Raw genomic sequence first — 16,391 nt, forward strand, 5'->3', positions numbered from 1 at the left:
GAATGATCTTGTGGGCGGCAACGCGCCGACAGGCAGGTTGATGTGACGTGACGTGACACGAGCTTGCTGCCCCGTGTATGGTCACGCCCGAACATGAAGGGACACGCGGGCCGATTGAGGATCAGAGCATCCACTGTGGGCGAGCCAGCGCGTGGTTCTCGTGACCATCTCGCGACGGCGGAGAAGCCTTGGAACTTTACGAGTACAACGAACTGCAGAGCCGCCTCGATGCGATCGCCGAGTTTGACGACATGTCGGATGACGCCATGCTCGCGACGCTCGTTGAGCAGCTACGGCCCTACCTTCGGAACGTCATCGGCTCCACTATCGGCAAGGGCGGTGAGGGAAAGACGACCTTGGCAACCAACCTGGCCTACATGTTGGCTGAGGAACAAGCCAACCGTGACAGCCAGGGGAAGTCAGCTCTGCCGGTCCTCTACATGGAGATTGATGCCAACGGAGACGGAAGGACTGATCTAGGCCTGGACGCTACGGTCTTCAACGATCACGGGAAGGCCCTGCGCGATGCGATCACTCACGACGGGCCGCTGAAGGTCGTCAAGAACGTTCGACCGTTCCTGGATGCAACGATCTCGGGTAGGCACTGCTCCGACATCGCCGGCCGCATCAACAAGCTCGCCGACACTCACGCCATCGCCGCATACCTCCTACTGGCTCTCCTTCTGGCGCAGATCTCCCACCTGTACCGCTGGATCGTGCTCGACTTCGCACCGGGCGACAAGGCCATTCAGCGAGCTGGACTGGCTGCATCCACTCATCTCGTATCGCCCATCCACAACACGGACAACGCTGCTCTGCGAGGCCTGTCCACCGTCACACGGCTCATTCGCGCCAACCGTCGTCTCAACCCTGAGGCGCAGCTCACCGCGATCGCCTTTCTGGGCTTCCGAAAAGTGAAGGGCGAGCCGACCACAGAGCTGACCAACGTTCGTGCCAAGATCGAGAAGTTGCTTACAGACGCTGGCATGGACCCTGGATTGATTCTGGACGAGTACGTACGGGACGCCCGATCCATCGCAACCTTGTGCCGCAACCACGGTCGACCAGCCCGAGAGTTCGCACTGGCGGCCACTGGCCAACTCAGTGACGCTAACGGCGAGCTGGTCCCCCGGCCACGGGACGAGAACGGGCGCTACGTGGATGCGCAATCGGCCGTAAATCTCGCGGACGACTACTCGAACCTGGCACGAGGAGTGATCACCCGGGTGCGCCAGCGCAACGCCGAACTCCGTGAAAAGCAGATGCAGGGAGCGTCATGAGTAAGTCCACCGCCGGCACGACGGCCACTGGAACCGGCCCCAGGGCGAACGCCAAACGGGGCGAGGCAGCGGACAAGAAGGAGCATCTCATCGTTCCCGACCTGGACCTCGGGGGCGACGACGATGACGAAGACGAGGACGACTTCCGCCCGGTCCGTGCCTTCGTGCCCCCGAGTGCGACCACCACCAAGGCCGTGGTCCCTCCGCAGCAGGGCGAACAGACGGAGCACAGCTCCGTTGCGGACGGGCCTGAGTCTTCGTCCGCTGCTAGCGGCGCCACCGCGCCGCCGGCTCCGGCACCTGGTCCCTCCGCTCTTCGGGGTGAGCCTGACCACCCTGACAACAATTCGGCTGAGGATGAGTGGACGGTAGTGCACGGGTCGGGAGCGCCGGGCACCGGATCAGTGAGTGAACCCCTGTCACTGGGAGGCGACTCCAGTCGGCCCGGTGCTGAAGTGCAGGAGGCGCCCGCCGAGCGATTGGCGGAGTTGGCCAGGGTTGACCGACATGCCGCGCCTGCTTTGCGCGCCTCGGCTTCCCTGTCCGGGCTCCCCGCCCGACGGCCTGGTCGACGGAGGCCCGCCGAGCCGTTCAACCCGGACGAGCCGCGCCAGCGCAATGAACAAGTGATGCTCGAGTTGGCACAGCAAGCACCGGGCTACGCTTCGCTGTTGACCGTCTACAGCGCCTCTCAGTTGAACGCAGTTCCCTTTGAGAACCGCAACATCAACCTCTACGGCCTCACGGCAGACCAGGTCGGCACCCAGCGCACCGCCGACATGGCTCTCTTGAAGATGCTGACGCTCCAGCGTCCGAAGCTCACTCCGGCGCACTACGTCGATGCCGCTCTGGAGCCGGTGCTGCGGCCGCTCGACCCGGATGGCATCGACATGGACGCCATGGAGGACGAGCGGGACTATGTGTGGCAGCTCGCCCAGAAGGGACTTGCCTACCGCAGGTACATCCTCAGTGACCCCGAGAGCGCCAACATGGACAACTACCGGCCCGTGTGCTCCCTGCGAAAAGATGTCAACGCTCGTCTTACCCGCATGATGGATCTCATGGACTCGATCCAGGGGATTCAGGCAAAGCCCTTCGAGATCGTCAGCGCCTGCCTTGCTGAGTACGTAGCCGGCCTGCCGGGAGAGCGCACGCACCTGTCGGAGTTCTTCCAGAAGCACCTGGTCACGACGATTCAGTAATCAGCGGACCCAGTCCACCTGCCACCCTTTCGGCCCCTGCCCCTAATCTGTGGGGCAGGGGCCGAGGGCTACCGGTGCACCGCCCGGGTGTGCCGCGAGTGGCACCAGGCAAGCAATCTGCTACTTAGAGTAACTTTTCCCTTTAACAGGGGCCGCACCAGGTTAAAGGAAACCGTCACACCCACGCGTCGAGTTCCGGAAGGTCCCACTTCGTGTAGGTCAGTCGGCGCTCGGCGCCGTTGATCAAGTCGAGCACGTCGGTGGCCAAGTAGGCGCGTGTCCCGCGCTCCACTTCCTTAACGTGCACGACTCCGGCCCCAGCCAGTTCCTCCAGGGCGTTCGAGGCTGCGACGAAGGAGATGCCGAGCAGCGACTGCGTAGCCCTCGCGGTCACAATCGGCACGCCGGGGAGCTGCTCCATCAATCGCACGACTGCAGAGCCCTTTCGAGGCTGTCCGCGAAGGCCTTGGCCTTCCCTGTAGTGGGCAAGTTTCGCGTACCAGGCCGTCCGCATCTGGCTTAGCTCGTCGGTGAAGCGCCGAGCTTCTGCGACGGCGTCGCGAGTAGCGGCCAGGAACACACGAATCCAGGCATCAACCCCAACGGCCGCGGCGGAGCTGTTGGGCTCACCCACGTATCGGAACGCGTTGAGGCCGGCGATGTACTCACGAGCGTGAGCCAGGAGAGACATGGAGATCGGGAGGACATGTCCAACTGCGAGGCCCTGCCTGGCGAGTGCCGTGTGAATCAGGGCTCGACCCGTTCGACCGTTGCCATCGTGGTAGGGGTGGATCGTTTCGAACTGCGCGTGGACTAGCGCGGCCTGGACGAGAGGGAGAGGGTGATCTTCAGAGATGAAGGCGGCGAGATCGTCCATGAGCGGGCCTACCGCTTCAGGGGTGGGTGGCACGTACTCCGCCCCGTGCGGCCCGTAGGCGTTGCCTCCGACCCAGTTCTGAACGGTCCTTAGGTACCCCGACGACTCGTCCTGCTCGGTTTCGACCATCAGGGCGGCTTGCAGGCCGTTGATGTCCTCAACCGTCACTGCCTCGGTCTCCGACAACGCAGTGACGGCGCGACGCAGAGCCAGGACGTTGTTGACCACCTCGCGTGCACTGTCGCTGATGCCGCGGTGAGTGCGCTGATCATCGCCGGCCTTGGTTGCAAGCATCAACTCGAGGTGGGCGATCGCTCGGGCGGAAGCCACCACGCCTTCGATGCGTGAGGACGCCACCGCCTCCGATCGGAGAAGGAAGCGGGCCAGGGACTCCAGATGAGGGCTCGTAGGCGCGGCGTCGTTGAAGGCACGAACCAGCCGGTCCACTTCGGCAACCTCTGCAGCGAGTTCGGCTGACAGGCGGAGCTGACGCCCCCGAAGTAGATCCGGCTCGTACGCGGCGAACGTCCGGAGGTCCTGATCCTCCACACCAGGCATCGCGCCAGGCTGTGACGGCCAGAGCCGTTCCGAAAACCTTGCCACTAGACACGCTCCAAAGGTTCAGCCTCAAGCAGATCCATTTAAGGATAGTGTGTGCCCCGTGATGTTTGGTGTGATGCACGGGGTGGTTCCGGAGAGTAGGGCTCGCGCTCTCCTCGCCGGATGCCGACCTGTGGAGACGCTGAACTCACGAGCTTCGGGCCAGTTCGAGGCACGCCATGCCTCGGCAAGGTCAACGCTGGGATCGTCGCCACGGTCACAGGCAAGTGGTCTTCAGGCTCGGGGCAAAAGCGAAAAGGCGACCCAACGGGTCGCCTCACCGGGTGACTTCGCCAAGTCACCCATCACCACCACTCGGGGTCGCCACCTCGAGCATTTCCATGTCTGCCACACCAAGCCGACCTGGTCGGCGCTCGCAGCCTGCGGTGCCACCCGCATGCCGCAAGGGGAGGAGAAGTCAACGGCAACCTGACCTGACCCTTCCGCCCTCGAGCGGATCTCACCTACACCCCCGCTGACCAGGACTTTTCCGTCCATTGGTCGAGCGGTCGGTCGCGTTGTGCCTTCATCCCTATGCAGTTCTGGAGCAGATCATAGCCGCCAGCCATAGGGCTAGTCCCGTATTGCCAAAAAGAGGCTTGAACGAGTCTCCTCTGGACGATGCCCAAATCGGAACAAAAAGGTCAACCGAGGGTGGTCGACGGACATCGACTCATCCTCGGTGGCCAAGCACACCCCGCTTCTCCGACAGGGAAGGACTTCCCGAGCCACTCGTAATCCGCCCGGGGATGAGACAGCGCCTCTCAAGCGCTCTCGATGCCCTTCTGTCAGAGCGGGCGCTCTACCAGCGCCCACTGACCGAGGTACTGGGAGCCGCGATCCTGCTGGCGAAGTCGCCAGCGGGGGAGTCGCGGTTGGAGTTGCGCGCGGGGGAGCTGGCCCGGTGGCTGGGGGTCTCGAAGTCCTATGTCGATCATCGCGTGCTGCCTGGTATGCGTGCTTGTGGTGCGGTGGCGACGGAGGTCGTGACGAAGGCGGTGGACGGGGTGCGTCGGGTTGACGGTCTTCGCTGGGAGCTACTACCCCTGACGGCTGCTCAGGCCCGGTGTGGGCCTCGCGCTCTGGCTCTGGAGAAGCGCGAGCTGGCGGTCCTGTTGTCGTTGTGTGAGGCGTTGTTCGCGCCGGGGTGGGCGCCGCTGGGCAAGCGGCCAACACCCGCAGGTCTGCTGGGTACTCGGCAGGGGCGGGGGGCTGCTGCGGAACGGCTTGGGTTGTTGCGGTTGGTGCTGGCTGCCCGGCCGGATGGTCGGGTGCGCCTCGTGGGCGGGGCAGTGGCGGCTGGCTGTGATCGTGCGGATGCGACGGTTGCGCGGCTGTTGGGGTGTTCCGCGGCGGAGGCGGCCCGGGTGGTGGACGGGCTGATCCGGCAAGGGGTGCTGGAAGTCCGGGGGCGCGGTGTGTCTGGGGCCCGGATTCGGATGATGGTGCCGGCGGTGGCAGCAGCCCACGGGCGGAGTGCCGGACCGGAGCTGCGGGGCGTGCCCGATCTGGCCGAGGACGAGCGGGCTGAGGATGTCGCGCAGGAGGAACAGCGGGTCTGCGTGCACTGCGCTTCGGGGCTGGACGAGGCGGGGTTGGGGGAACCCGGGGAGTTGGGAGGCGGCTGGACCCAAGAGGGGTTCTTCGAGGTCGGGAACGGCGGCCTGGCCGACGGCGGTGATGGTGCACTCAGGGATCAGGAGATTTCCGACGCCCCCGAGACCGGGCCCGAAAGTGCTTCTGACCTGGGAGAACGCGTGGACGAACAAGAGATCGGGTCGTCCGGGGAGGAGGCCGCTGGTGCACTGCTCCACGCCGACCACGCTCCGGTGGTTCCTCATAGTGGTTCTGATGCTGCTTCGTCTCGCTTTTCCGGCGAAGCCGCTTTTGAGTACCCGCCATTGCCGGAGCACGCGTACGAGCGCATGACCAAGTCCGGGCCGGGCAGTATCGGCGCCGTCGGCGAGTTCGGTCGGCGGGGTGGCCCGCTTCGCGGGGAACAGCAACCGGATCGAGCGGGGGAAGCGCAGACGTGTCCTGAGCTGATCGCGGTGAAACCGGTCCGGTTGCGGTGGTCGCTACCGCCGGAACTGGAGCAAGTACTGGACCCGGTGCGGCTGGAGTGGGCCCGGATCCGGCATGCCGGGGGGCGCACCCGCGTGAGGGTGGCGCTCAAGGCCGAGTTGCGGCGGCTGGCCGGGATCGTGGGCTCGGAGCAGGCGCCGGCGTTGCTGGCCGAGCGGCTGGAGCGGCGGCTCGCTGCTCAGCACGGTGAGCGGGTGCGCGAGCCGGTCGGCTGGCTGCTGTCGCGGGGTCTGCCGCAGCGGGCGGAGTGCTACGCGATGGCGTGCGACGACCAGGTGCGGATGGACACCAGACTGGTGTGCCCGAGCTGCGAACTGCTGATTGGGGACCGGCGGGCGTTGCGGCACCAGGTCGTCCAGGCCGTGGGCGCCGAGCTGCCACGCCTGGCGCCGGCCGAGGCCCGGGCGGAGGTCGAGCGGCGGCTAAGCCGGGAGGTCGCCCTGCGGGCCGCGCGGGACGCCGTCCGGCGCGAGCATGCCGCGGTCGAGCGGGCGCACCGCGAGGCTGCCTGGGCCCAGGACCGCGGGGACCTCGCCTCGGCAAAGGCGCAGTTGGCGGCGCGGGCGTGCTTGGATTGCGGGGTCCCGGAGGCGGGGGGCCTGTGCCTGGTGTGCTCGCAGAACCGCACGGCCCGTGAGGCTATGGAGCAGGCGGCGCAGGTAGCGGCTGCGGTGAGCGGTCCGGTGACGGACCTGGGCGTCGTGGCAGGCCGGCTGGCCGCGTGGCGGATCCGGGTAGAGGGCGAAGTCGACCGGGTGACGGGGCGGTTGCGGCGCGAGGGAATGCCGGAGGCCGCGGTGGCCTGGGAGACGCGGACCCTGGCCGAGGAGCTGCTGCGGGCGGAGCGGGCCCGCGCGATGGACGCGCTGCTGGACTCGACGGAGGCCCGGGCGGAAGCCGATCGGGCCTTCACCGTCGAGCGGGCGCGGCGCGGCGGTGAGCTGCGGGCCCGGGCGGCGGCCGAGCAGGCGCGGCAGCGCTCCGCGGAGCTTCTTCTCGCCCAGCGGCTCGGCCAGGTCCGGGCCTCGGATCGCCCGCCGGCTACCGAGCAGGTCGGCGGATGGCGGCAGCGGATGGCCGAGCTGGCGGCGCGTCCCCTCGACGATCAGATCCGCGTGCGGCAGCCGACGGGCGAGTGCCGGGAGACGGTGAGCGCTGCGTGAACGGGGGACTGGAGTCGGCCTTGCGATGCGGTGAGCGGGGGTGGTGGGTGCACCCACTACTGCCCGGGTCGAAGCGTCCGGCGGGCGACTGCCGCCGGTGCCGGCCACCATCGACCGGAGCGCGCCCGGCGTGCGGCTTCCCCGACGCAGCCGGGTGTGCGTGCCGCGACGCCGGGCGGTAATGCCACGGCGTCCGGGCGGCGACGCGGGAGCTGATGCACCGCTGCTGGAGCGGCCGGGAGTTTGGCGTCGGCGTGGCCACGGGGCCGTCCGGCCTGGTGGTGCTCGATCTCGACGACCACGACCGTCCGCCGCCGGATCAGGCGCTGTTGCTGCCGGGCATCGACCTAACGCAGCACCCAGACACGGACCTGGGGCAGGTGCGGACCGGGGCGGACGTACTGGGGCTGCTCTGCCGGGTGCGTCGGGCGGGCAGCTTGCTGGACACCCCGGCGACGCTGACCGTGCAGACCCCCTCCGGCGGACGAGCCGGTACGTGCAGGGCGCGGGGCGGCTCTGCTGGCAGGTCGACGTACGGGGCCAGCTGGTCCACCGCGGTCGCGCCCGGCACCCCCGCCGCGGCCGGGCACTGCCGGATCGCAGGCAACCAGGACAGCCCGGTACGGCTGCCGCGCTGGGGCGCGCTGGAGTTGGAGCACGTTGGACTGGGACACCACAACGCGGCTGCCGGGCCGCCCTGCCGGGGCCGGCTTCCCCGCCCCACCCGGGAGCGCGGCCTGCGGGACGACACCGCGTACGCCGCCGCGGCGCTGCGTGGCGACTCATGGCGGTGGCATCGGCCCGCACCGGCCGCAACGACCACCTCAACCGCTCCGGGTTCCGGCTCGGTCAGCTGGTCGGGGCCGAGCTGCTGAAGCACGACCAGGTTCACCAGGCGCTCACCGACGCCGCCGAGCAAGCCGATCCGCTCGAAGGCGCGGCGCTCGATCCGTACTCAGGTCCCCCGCTCTGTACGGGCCCCGAGGGAGCGGCGCTTGCGCACCACGGTGTCCCGGTCCAGGTGCACGTTCAGGCCTTGCTCCACGCGGACCAGAACCGGGTCAGCCGGCACGTGGCGCAAGTCCACAGCCGTATGCACGGAACCGATCATCAGACCTCCTCGAGCCGGGCTCCCTATCCGGGACTATTTGATCTTCGGGGTCTCGCCTCGCGGGGGCAGGAACTCGCGGGCGCCTCGGAGCTTGGACTGCAGTTTCCTCTGCGTGGCGCGGCTGTCGAGGCGGATCTCGATGCCTCCGGGGAGAGCGCTGTCGGCCCGCAGTCCCGCGGGGAGCCGGGAGACATCCAGCCCGTCGCGTCTGGCGATGAGCACGCCCAGGTCATGCCGACTCACCGCCTCGGCGCCGCCGAGATGATGGATGCCTGTCGTGTCCGCCGTGGCGAGCTCCAAGAGGGCGGCTGCCAGATCGCTCACGTGGACGGGACAGCGCACGTCGTCGGTGAACAGGACGCCTTCGCGGGTTCCGGCGACAAGGCCGTGGACGGTACGTTCGTGCTCGGACTGACCGTCGCCGATGATCAGCGACGTCCTGGCCACCACAGCGTTCGGATGAACGAGGAGGACTCCGGTCTCGGCGGCCGCCTTCGCCGCACCGTACGGGGTGATCGGGTCGGGCAGACGGGACTCGTCGTAGGGCACGGCGGCGGCGCCGGAGAACACGGCGTCGGAGGAGACCTGGATCATCCGGCTCCCGGCCTTCGCCGCCGCCATGGCCAGACGTACCGGCCCTTCGGCCGTGACCGGCCAGCGCGCGCCGCCGCTCGACGCGTTGATGATGACGCGGGGCCTGGTCTCGGCCACGACCGCTTCCATGCTGTCGGCATCGCTCAGGTCCAGAGCGTGCCAGGTCGCCTCCGGGACGGTCCCTGGTGTGGTCGCGTAGGTCCCGGCTGTCGTGCGGCCGGACAGAACGGCTTGTCGGACCAGTTCGGTCCCGAGGAACCCGGAGGCACCCACGATCAGAATCGTCACGAGGCGACACCCTAGACCCGCAGACCGCCTTCCGGACCCCGGCGCAAGCGGGTTGGCCCGACCTCAGCGGCGCTGGCCGGCCTCGCCCTGCGGTCACCCTGGTACTGCACGGGCCGCCGCGGGGGCGTTCCCGGCAGCCCGGTCAGACGCTGCTGCGAATTGGAAGGCCGTGCTCGCGGGCCGCCTCCCACTGGTTCACCTTCGTGGCGCGCCACCGGCCCCCGGTCTCTTCGGCCAGCTCGTATCGGGCCAGGCCCGCAAGGTGCTTGCGAATCGTGGGGAGGGTGTATCCGACCGCTGTCGACAGGTCCTCTGGCGTCGCTCCAGCGCTCCCGATCGCCTTCAGCCTCTTCCACGTCGCGGCGGCGTGATGCCCCAGCCCACCGACGCTGGCCTTGTTGTAGAAGACGGGGCCGTCCGGCTCGACAGGGCTCACGGACTCGGAGACATGAGCGTGCGGTGGGACGTCCTCGCCGCCCCGCTGGCGGCCGACGGCCCGCTGCCGGTCGAGGTGGACGTATCCGCCGTTCTCGTCACGCCCGACGAGTCCAGCAGCTACGAAGGCACGGAACGAGTCGAGCATGGCGGTCGGCGACCGGGTGAGGTCGCATCCGAGGTGTGCCACCGCCGTCTTGATCTCGACGGGGGCCTGCTGCAGATACGAGAAGACCGCGGCGGTCAGCAGAGCCGCCGAGTCGCCGGTGACCTCCCCGCTCACGATGCCGTAGAGGGAGGCGAGCAGGTCAAACTCCATCATCTCGTCGTCGACACGCAGCCGGGCTGTCGCGAAGTACAGGCGCCCGCTGATGTCCTGGGGGCGCTCCCGAGAAACGAGGCGGAACGGCTGCTGGGGCGCGACTTGCGACGGCCTGTGCCAGCCGATTGACGCCGGCCCCGCGGGTCGGGGCGTGCGGTTCACCGAACGGTGCCTGCGCCCCTTCTGGCTCTTACTCATGTCCCTCCAACGAACCGACCGGAACAAAGCAGTCGAACAGCTCGGCGATCCACCCAGACAGCGGCAGCACATGGACCGGGCACCGCGAGCTCGGAACGGAACACGGCAGGCGGCGCCACACACGGGGCCTTCGTACCGCTGGGCTCGCTGGCGTGGGGTCAGTGGGTGCCGGGACCGATCATGCTTTCTCGGAGCCCGCTGCACCGGCGCCTGACCGCGTTGACGAGCCATTCCCCGGGGCTCGGCCGGACTTCGCCGTGCGCTCTGCGAGGGGCAGGCGGACCCTGGAGTATGGACTCGACTCACCGCCCGGGGGAACGCGGCATCGGCCGGTGCCCGATGGCCGCCGTCATCGTGGTCACAGGTCTGCTCGTGGCTACGGCCGGTTTCGCCGGGCCCAGCGCTGCAGCCCGTCCGGCCACCGTGCTCTCGGGCCTTGCCTGGGGGCAGCCGTACACCTACGCAAACGGGCTGGCGGTCACCGTCGTACCCCCCACACCCTTCAGCCCCAGCGACACCTCCGCGGGCCACCAGGCGGGGAACCAGGCAGTGGCCTGGAAAATTACGGTGAAGAACGGGACACCAGAGCTGTTCCCCACCTCTCCCGTCAGCGTCTATGCCAAGTACGGGACGGCCGGTGAACAGGCGGAACGGGTCTACGACAGCGCCAAGGGCGCCGACTCGGACTTCGAAGGCAGTATCGCCCCCGGCCGATCCGCGACGGTCACCTACGTCTTCGACGTGCCCAGGGCGGGCCTGGCTCTCCTGGATCTGGAAGTGGTCCCCGATGCCGCCGTCTACGAGGGAACCCACTGGTCCGGCGCTCTGGCGCCCTGACGCCAAGGGGTTGGCTCCCGTCGCCCCGTAGCGGTTCCATCTGGCGCGGAGAGCGGGGATGTTGCCGCGCTGTCGATTTCGGAGGGCGAGAGGTCTCTCCGGACAGCGCTGGCGGAGACTTCGGCCACGCACACCGTCGCCGCGGTCCGCGGCCGCAAACGCCGACTCCTCACCCGCGCTCGACCAGCGCATCCACAGCCTGTACTTGCGGCTGGCTGGAGGGGATCCCGCCGAGTACGCCATCGCCCCACACCGCAGCCGCCGCGCCACCACCGCGGCCCACCACCGGGCACTGCACCGCTGACCGGGCCCCCACCGCGCTGGGTCGGCGAGGGCAGATCAGGTGGAGGATGCCCGGACGGCTGAGGACGGTGGTGCCAAGGCGTGGAGGAATTCGGCAACTGGGGTGATGCGCTGGTAGCCGGCGAATGCCGGACGGAGTTGTTCGAGCGCGCTGACGCAGCGCGGCGCGTCGATGCTCCGGGCCAGATGCAGGGCTCGCAGCGCCGAGTGGGCAGCCTGTTCGGGTTCGTCTGTACGCAGGTAGCTCTCTGCCTGGTAGGTGGTGAACACGGCGACGGACTTGCGGCGCGTGGCAGGGAGCAGGGCCATCCCGTCGTCGATGCTGCGGCGCGCGGCCCGGGTATGGCCGAGCTGGGCCAGGCACCGTCCCGTGTCGACCAGTAGATCGGCGGAGGAAAGCCAGGCGAAGAACACGGGGGCCGGATCGTGAAGCGGGGCCGCCAGGTGGGCCTCGGCCGCGTCGATGGCACGTCCGCAGGCACGGTGGTCGCCGAGGTCGGCCCGGGCCCGGGCGAGACGAAGGTGGAGTAGGGCCCGTGCCGCTGGATGGCGGGCCGAGGCCAGTGTGCCCTCAAGGAGAACCGCTGCGGTCTTCGGGTCGCCTCGCCACAGGCTCGCGTAGGCGAGATCCGATACGACGAACGCGGCCAGATCGTCGTTGCCGGATGCGTTGGCGTGGCGCAGAGAGGAGTTCCACAGCCGGATGGCGGCGGGGTGCTGGGCGGTGTCGAAGCGCTGCCAGGCCGCGCTGTGTGCGAGCCGGGCCGCCAGGTCGTGCAGGCGGGCTCCGGCCTGCGCACGGTAGGAGGCGTGGCGGATCACGGAAGTGACGCGGGCCAGGTGGGCGTCGAGTTCGGTGCGGGTCTGCTGCCGGTCGGCGGTCACCAGAGAGGTCAGCCGGCTCCCCTCGGCCTCCAGCCCGGCCAGGTCCTCCTCACCGATCGTGCTCTTGGGCAGGGCATGCGCTGGGGGTAACGGCAGTAGGGGGAGGGCGGTAGCGGCCGTGGCGAGGACGCTGCGCCGTGTCAGGTCGGACATGGGCCTCCGATCGGGAACAGGGAAGCAGTGCGCCGGATCCAACTTGCCTGTTCAGCATTGCAGTTGGTGAAGATCCTTGTGCGGGGAGAGGAGGTCGCGGCGGATGAAGCACTCCGTGCCGAGCAGTACCTCCCGCTCGGTGGCCGGAAGCTGGCTCAGTAGGGCCGGGAGCGATCTGCCACGGACGGCCTCCGAGCGGTGGGCCAAGATGGCTGCCCACTTTCGGTCGATGTGCTCTCTGATGTCGACAGCTGCGTTGATCATCTCGTCGGGAACGGTCCACAACCGCTTCCCGGCGCCGGCCAGGAGCGCGGCGAGCGGTGCGCTCGCCGCGGCGGGGTATGCCGCGAGGTAGAGGACGCGTGCCTGCCAGGTGGGTCCGGCCTCGGGGTAGAGGTCGGGGAGGGTCGGTGCCGGCACGCCGTGCAGGGCTGCGGCGAGGAGGCGTACAGCTGCGTCCGGGATACCGGGCCGGTAGCGGGCGTAGTCGCAGGCGGTCGCCCCGAAGAGCGCCTGGCCCGTGCCTGGGGGTGCCGGTTCGCTGAAGTGGCTGGTCATGTGGCGTCTCCAGGAATTGGAGGCGTGGCGGGGAGGGTCCAGGCGAGGGTGGTACAGCGGGTGGTCACCCGCTGGGTGCCGTCGGCGTCGAACTCGATGCGGTAGGCGGCGGGCGATCCGGCCGTACGCCACAGGGCGGCGAGGGTGTGGAGCTCGTCCCAGATGTCGCGGGGTCCGCCCACCGTGACCTCCCAGCGTCGGTAGCCGACCGGGCGCGCCCGCATCCACGATCCGCAGCCGGGTGAACCAATCGTCAGGTCCTCGGTGGCGAAGTTCCGGACGAGGCCGGGCCGTAGGGCGCCCAGAGCTGTCCAGAATCCTCGATCGCCGATCTCGGGCGGCTTGAGGCGGCTGACCCGGTTCGGTGCTGATCCGCTCACGGAAGGCTGCCGACAGGAAAACCTGGTCGAAGCCGGCGCCCGCCCGGTGCCCGAACTCCACCGCGCGCAGCTTGGCCTCTACTCGTCCGCCCGGGGTCCTGGTGATGACGGCGAGGCCGGGCCAGGACGGCGAAGTGCCGCTCACCGTCATCAGCGCCAGGCCACCGGGCGCGAGCTGTGCGATCAGGGCCGGCGGGACGTACGGGAGGCCGAAGGAGACGAGGATCCGGTCGTACGGTGCTCCGCCGGGCCAGCCCTGCCCGCCGTCGCCGGTGACGACCGCGGGCCGGTAGCCGAGGCCAGCCAATCGCTCTCGTACGGCGTCGCCGACGTGCGCGTCCACGTCGAGGGTGACGACACCGGCGTCTCCGCAGATGAAGCAGACTACGGCGGCGGTTACCCCGGCGCCCGTGCCCACGTCCAGGAACCGCTGGCCCGGACGGAGGTCCAGCAGGGTGAGCAAGGGCGCCGTCATGCCCATGGTGCTCGACATCGCGGTCATCGAACCCCCCGAGCGGGGGCCCGGTACCCGTCCGAGGATCACCTCGCCGGCGTGCTGGACCGGCACACTGCCACCGCTGTGGAGCAGCTCCCGCAGTTCGTCCCGGTCCCCCGGCCGCGTCCAGTCCAGCAACTCCCAGCGCGGCGGCATCTCGTCAGGGGCCGAGCGGCGCACGTACGCCTGGCTCATCAGCACCTCGCGGCGCAGCTCGAGCAGCGCGTCATGAACCGGGCCGGCCGCAAGGTCGCCAGCTTCCTCCAGTTTGTTCACCATTCGCGCTCGGCTGGCCGCGGAATCCAGGTCCACCCCCGAGGCGGCGGGCGCCGAGTCGGCGCTGTGACTGCTCGACCTGGTCATGGAGTTCCTCCGTCCATCGAGCGTTCATGGTCGGCCTCTGCTGCCCGTGCCCGCCCGGGAGCGGGCAACGCCGGGAGGAGAACATCCGGAGAGGCGGAGGCTTCGGGCATCGTCCGCAGGCCACGCAGTGGCGAACGGGCGAGCACCACGCAGGGGACGACGAGCAGCAGGGCACCGGTGACCAGGGCGGGCCGGACTCCGGCCCAGGTGCCGAGAGCTCCGGCGAGAAGGGCGCCCAATGGCCGCGCTGCCGAGGTCAGGCAGGTACTCACGGACTGCATCCGTGCCTGCATGCCACGCTCGGTGATCATTTGCCTGATCGAACGTTGAGTTGTCCCGGCCGCGCCGGCGCACGCGAGCTGGACGAACAGGGTGGCGCCGATGATGATCACCCAGCCGGTGCCAGGGGACGCGAGGAGCAGCGGGAGCTGCGTCAGCGGGGTGAGGGAGAGTGCGCCGAACATCATCGGACCGGGCCCGACGTGCCGGGCGATGGCTGGGGCGGCCAGGGCTCCGGCGGCCGCGCCGAGCGCCCCGAAGCCCAGGACCACACCGAACACGGTCGGAGCCATTGACAGAAAACGCAAAAGGTAAAGAGACCACAGCGTATTGAGGAGGGCCAGCGCCAGGGACGTGGACGCGTTCACCCACGTGAGGACCGCCAGGCGGGGGTCACTGTGAACGTACCGCCAGCCCTCCGCGATCTCCGTCCGCAGCCCGCGCCGTGCGGCCGGAGCCGGCACACTCTCGCGGGCCTGGATCCTGGCCGTGCACCAGGCACTGAACAGGTAGGAGACGATGTCGCCAAGCAGGGCCCGGGCCGGGCCGAGCAGTCCGGTCAGGGCGGCACCGAGGCTGCTGCCGCCTGTCGCCGCGAGCGCGAACAGCGCACCGATGCGGCTGTTGCTCCGCTGGATCAGCGACCGGTCGACCAGCCCCGGCAGCAGACTAATCGCCGCCGCGTCGTGCATCACCCCAGCGGCTCCCTGCACTGCAGCGACGGCCATGAGGTGGGCCAGCGTCAGCGTCCCGGTGGCCGCAGCCACCGGAACCGTCGCGAGGGCCGCGGCGCTGACCAGATCACCCGTGATCATCAGCCTGCGCTTGGCGTACCTGTCCGCGAACGCCCCCGCGTGCAACGCAAAAAGTGCCGGCGGCAGCTGGCCGAGGAACGCGATCGCGGACACCTGGGCGGGTGTAGCGCCGAGGTCGACCACGGCCAGGACCGCTAGGGCCACGGAGGTGATCGAACTGCCCGCGACGCTCGCGGTCTGCCCGGTCAGATAGCGGCGGAAGTCACGGTGCCGCCACAACGGCACGGAGGCGGCACGCGCATCAGGAGCGCTGGACACGGACCATCTCCTCCGGACTCTCCGGGCGAACACGCAGGTGCAGGAGCCCGGTCACCGTTCCCACCCCATATCGGTGTAGGCGCGGCCGGCGGCGATCCCCTCGATGGCCGCGCGGGTGTACGGAATGATCTGCTTCGGCAGATCAGCGGGGTCCCACCACTGCCAGGCCAGGCATTTGTCGATCTCGCGGACCTCCGGAATCCCTTCCCAGCGACGGGCCTGGAAGACCAGCTGCATCAGCGGCTGTCCGCCGGGAGTGTCGATGACGTGCACGACGTGCCGCAGCTCCACGTCCGCAGGATCGATGACCAGCCCCGCCTCTTCACGGGCCTCCCGAACCAGGCAGCTGAGCGCCGACTCCCGCTCGCACTTCCCCGCGAGGTAGTGCCAGGTGTTCCCCGCGTAGCGCACACCGGGGTGACGAAGGCCAAGGAGTACACGGCCCTCCTCGTTGACCAGGTGGAGGTGGACGCCGATGCCGTTGAGCACGGTCCGGCTTCCGCCGTCCCACACCGGCGGCAGACCGCCAGGCCGTACGTCCGCCAGGTGTTCGTCCGCGTGACGGCGGATGAGATCGCCGAGTCCGGAACTCAGGCGCAACCTGTCCAGTTGGTCTGGGGTGACCCAGCGCAGCAGTACGCCCTCGCGCAGCTCGAGGCTGTCGGGATTGCCGTTCCATCGGCCTGAGAAGACCCTGACGGGTACCCGCAGTCCGTCGACACTCGTGGCCTCCTCCACGGCGTACGGCTCCAGGTCTTCCAGGCGAAGCCCGGGAACCTCCTCGGCGAGCTCCCGTCGAAGGGTGTCCTCAAGGCTCCGATCACCCCTCTGGCGACCGCCCCCGATCAAGGCCATGGTCCACGGTGCCCAAATTCCGGGCACGTCATCGCGCAGATGCAGCAGGTAGGA

15 protein-coding genes and 1 pseudogene are annotated in these 16,391 nt (G+C 69.1%); 6 read left to right on the forward strand and 10 right to left on the reverse strand.

The window, feature by feature from the left end; all coding sequences use genetic code 11:
* Nucleotides 1–188 precede the first annotated feature (188 nt).
* Together ACODT5_RS01000 and ACODT5_RS01005 are read left to right on the forward strand one after the other, a co-directional pair.
* A complete protein-coding gene (locus ACODT5_RS01000; protein WP_422517228.1) occupies nt 189–1,280 on the forward strand; it encodes a ParA family protein in 1,092 nt (363 codons plus the stop codon).
* On the forward strand, nt 1,277–2,482 hold the full coding sequence (locus tag ACODT5_RS01005) for a hypothetical protein (protein WP_422517229.1): 1,206 nt from the start codon (nt 1,277–1,279) through the stop codon (nt 2,480–2,482). Before ACODT5_RS01000 ends, ACODT5_RS01005 begins: the two co-directional genes overlap by 4 nt.
* Nucleotides 2,483–2,657: 175 nt before the next feature.
* On the opposite strand, the gene ACODT5_RS01010 is transcribed toward ACODT5_RS01005, so the two are convergent.
* Nucleotides 2,658–3,917 (reverse strand): Fic family protein, encoded by a 1,260-nt coding sequence (locus ACODT5_RS01010; RefSeq protein ID WP_422517230.1) that lies wholly within the window; start codon nt 3,915–3,917, stop codon nt 2,658–2,660.
* Between the two features lie 791 nt (nt 3,918–4,708).
* Between ACODT5_RS01010 and ACODT5_RS01015 the strand changes: the two genes are divergently transcribed.
* Together ACODT5_RS01015 and ACODT5_RS01020 are read left to right on the forward strand one after the other, a co-directional pair.
* Nucleotides 4,709–7,207 (forward strand): hypothetical protein, encoded by a 2,499-nt coding sequence (locus ACODT5_RS01015; protein ID WP_422517231.1) that lies wholly within the window; start codon nt 4,709–4,711, stop codon nt 7,205–7,207.
* Between the two features lie 215 nt (nt 7,208–7,422).
* A complete protein-coding gene (locus tag ACODT5_RS01020; RefSeq protein WP_422517232.1) occupies nt 7,423–8,082 on the forward strand; it encodes a bifunctional DNA primase/polymerase in 660 nt (219 codons plus the stop codon).
* Between the two features lie 80 nt (nt 8,083–8,162).
* Here ACODT5_RS01020 and ACODT5_RS01025 read toward each other — a convergent pair whose 3' ends face one another.
* The 3 genes from ACODT5_RS01025 to ACODT5_RS01035 all read right to left on the reverse strand — a co-directional run bounded on the left by ACODT5_RS01025 (nt 8,163) and on the right by ACODT5_RS01035 (nt 10,155).
* Nucleotides 8,163–8,318 carry a hypothetical protein gene (locus ACODT5_RS01025; protein WP_422517233.1) on the reverse strand — a complete coding sequence of 52 codons (156 nt, stop codon included), beginning with the start codon at nt 8,316–8,318 and terminating at the stop codon, nt 8,163–8,165.
* A 33-nt stretch (nt 8,319–8,351) separates the two neighbouring features.
* Nucleotides 8,352–9,200, reverse strand: a complete 849-nt coding sequence (locus tag ACODT5_RS01030; RefSeq protein ID WP_422517234.1) for an SDR family oxidoreductase — start codon at nt 9,198–9,200, stop codon at nt 8,352–8,354.
* A gap of 142 nt (nt 9,201–9,342) precedes the next feature.
* Nucleotides 9,343–10,155, reverse strand: a complete 813-nt coding sequence (locus tag ACODT5_RS01035; RefSeq protein WP_422517235.1) for a hypothetical protein — start codon at nt 10,153–10,155, stop codon at nt 9,343–9,345.
* Between the two features lie 291 nt (nt 10,156–10,446).
* Here ACODT5_RS01035 and ACODT5_RS01040 point away from each other — a divergent pair, with 291 nt between their 5' ends.
* Nucleotides 10,447–10,992, forward strand: coding sequence for a DUF4352 domain-containing protein (locus ACODT5_RS01040; protein WP_422517236.1), 546 nt, complete (start codon nt 10,447–10,449; stop codon nt 10,990–10,992).
* A 339-nt stretch (nt 10,993–11,331) separates the two neighbouring features.
* Here the strand turns inward: ACODT5_RS01040 and ACODT5_RS01045 are convergent, their stop codons facing one another.
* From ACODT5_RS01045 to ACODT5_RS01060, 4 genes and pseudogenes are all read right to left on the reverse strand, one after another.
* Nucleotides 11,332–12,333 (reverse strand): NsdA family TPR-like regulatory protein, encoded by a 1,002-nt coding sequence (locus ACODT5_RS01045; RefSeq protein WP_422517237.1) that lies wholly within the window; start codon nt 12,331–12,333, stop codon nt 11,332–11,334.
* Between the two features lie 51 nt (nt 12,334–12,384).
* Nucleotides 12,385–12,891, reverse strand: a complete 507-nt coding sequence (locus tag ACODT5_RS01050) for a hypothetical protein (RefSeq protein WP_422517240.1) — start codon at nt 12,889–12,891, stop codon at nt 12,385–12,387.
* A complete protein-coding gene (locus tag ACODT5_RS01055; RefSeq protein WP_422517241.1) occupies nt 12,888–13,271 on the reverse strand; it encodes a hypothetical protein in 384 nt (127 codons plus the stop codon). Before ACODT5_RS01055 ends, ACODT5_RS01050 begins: the two co-directional genes overlap by 4 nt.
* Nucleotides 13,272–13,470: 199 nt before the next feature.
* A pseudogene (locus ACODT5_RS01060) lies at nt 13,471–13,773 on the reverse strand (protein-L-isoaspartate O-methyltransferase); the annotation flags it as partial.
* On the opposite strand from ACODT5_RS01060, the gene ACODT5_RS01065 reads away from it, so the two are divergent.
* Nucleotides 13,727–13,999 (forward strand): hypothetical protein, encoded by a 273-nt coding sequence (locus ACODT5_RS01065; protein WP_422517242.1) that lies wholly within the window; start codon nt 13,727–13,729, stop codon nt 13,997–13,999. The pseudogene ACODT5_RS01060 and the gene ACODT5_RS01065 sit on opposite strands and share 47 nt — an antisense overlap.
* A gap of 127 nt (nt 14,000–14,126) precedes the next feature.
* On the opposite strand, the gene ACODT5_RS01070 is transcribed toward ACODT5_RS01065, so the two are convergent.
* The gene (locus tag ACODT5_RS01070; RefSeq protein WP_422517238.1) at nt 14,127–15,482 is read right to left on the reverse strand and encodes an MFS transporter; all 1,356 of its coding nucleotides are present in this window, start codon (nt 15,480–15,482) and stop codon (nt 14,127–14,129) included.
* Nucleotides 15,483–15,533: 51 nt separating this feature from the next.
* The coding region (locus ACODT5_RS01075; RefSeq protein ID WP_422517239.1) for an NUDIX domain-containing protein at nt 15,534–16,391 on the reverse strand (858 nt) is incomplete at its 5' end.

The organism is Streptomyces tatrensis, from assembly GCF_049310065.1.
In the GTDB taxonomy this organism is placed as follows: Bacteria; Actinomycetota; Actinomycetes; order Streptomycetales; family Streptomycetaceae; genus Streptomyces.

Bases quoted from the DNA above. Each gene is read 5' to 3' on its own strand.
- ACODT5_RS01045 (WP_422517237.1), bottom strand. From the start codon at position 12,333: ATGTCCGACCTGACACGGCGCAGCGTCCTCGCCACGGCCGCTACCGCC.
- ACODT5_RS01040 (WP_422517236.1), top strand. From the start codon at position 10,447: ATGGACTCGACTCACCGCCCGGGGGAACGCGGCATCGGCCGGTGCCCG.
- ACODT5_RS01005 (WP_422517229.1), top strand. From the start codon at position 1,277: ATGAGTAAGTCCACCGCCGGCACGACGGCCACTGGAACCGGCCCCAGG.
- ACODT5_RS01050 (WP_422517240.1), bottom strand. From the start codon at position 12,891: ATGACCAGCCACTTCAGCGAACCGGCACCCCCAGGCACGGGCCAGGCG.
- ACODT5_RS01010 (WP_422517230.1), bottom strand. From the start codon at position 3,917: ATGCCTGGTGTGGAGGATCAGGACCTCCGGACGTTCGCCGCGTACGAG.
- ACODT5_RS01025 (WP_422517233.1), bottom strand. From the start codon at position 8,318: ATGATCGGTTCCGTGCATACGGCTGTGGACTTGCGCCACGTGCCGGCT.
- ACODT5_RS01020 (WP_422517232.1), top strand. From the start codon at position 7,423: ATGCACCGCTGCTGGAGCGGCCGGGAGTTTGGCGTCGGCGTGGCCACG.
- ACODT5_RS01035 (WP_422517235.1), bottom strand. From the start codon at position 10,155: ATGAGTAAGAGCCAGAAGGGGCGCAGGCACCGTTCGGTGAACCGCACG.
- ACODT5_RS01015 (WP_422517231.1), top strand. From the start codon at position 4,709: ATGAGACAGCGCCTCTCAAGCGCTCTCGATGCCCTTCTGTCAGAGCGG.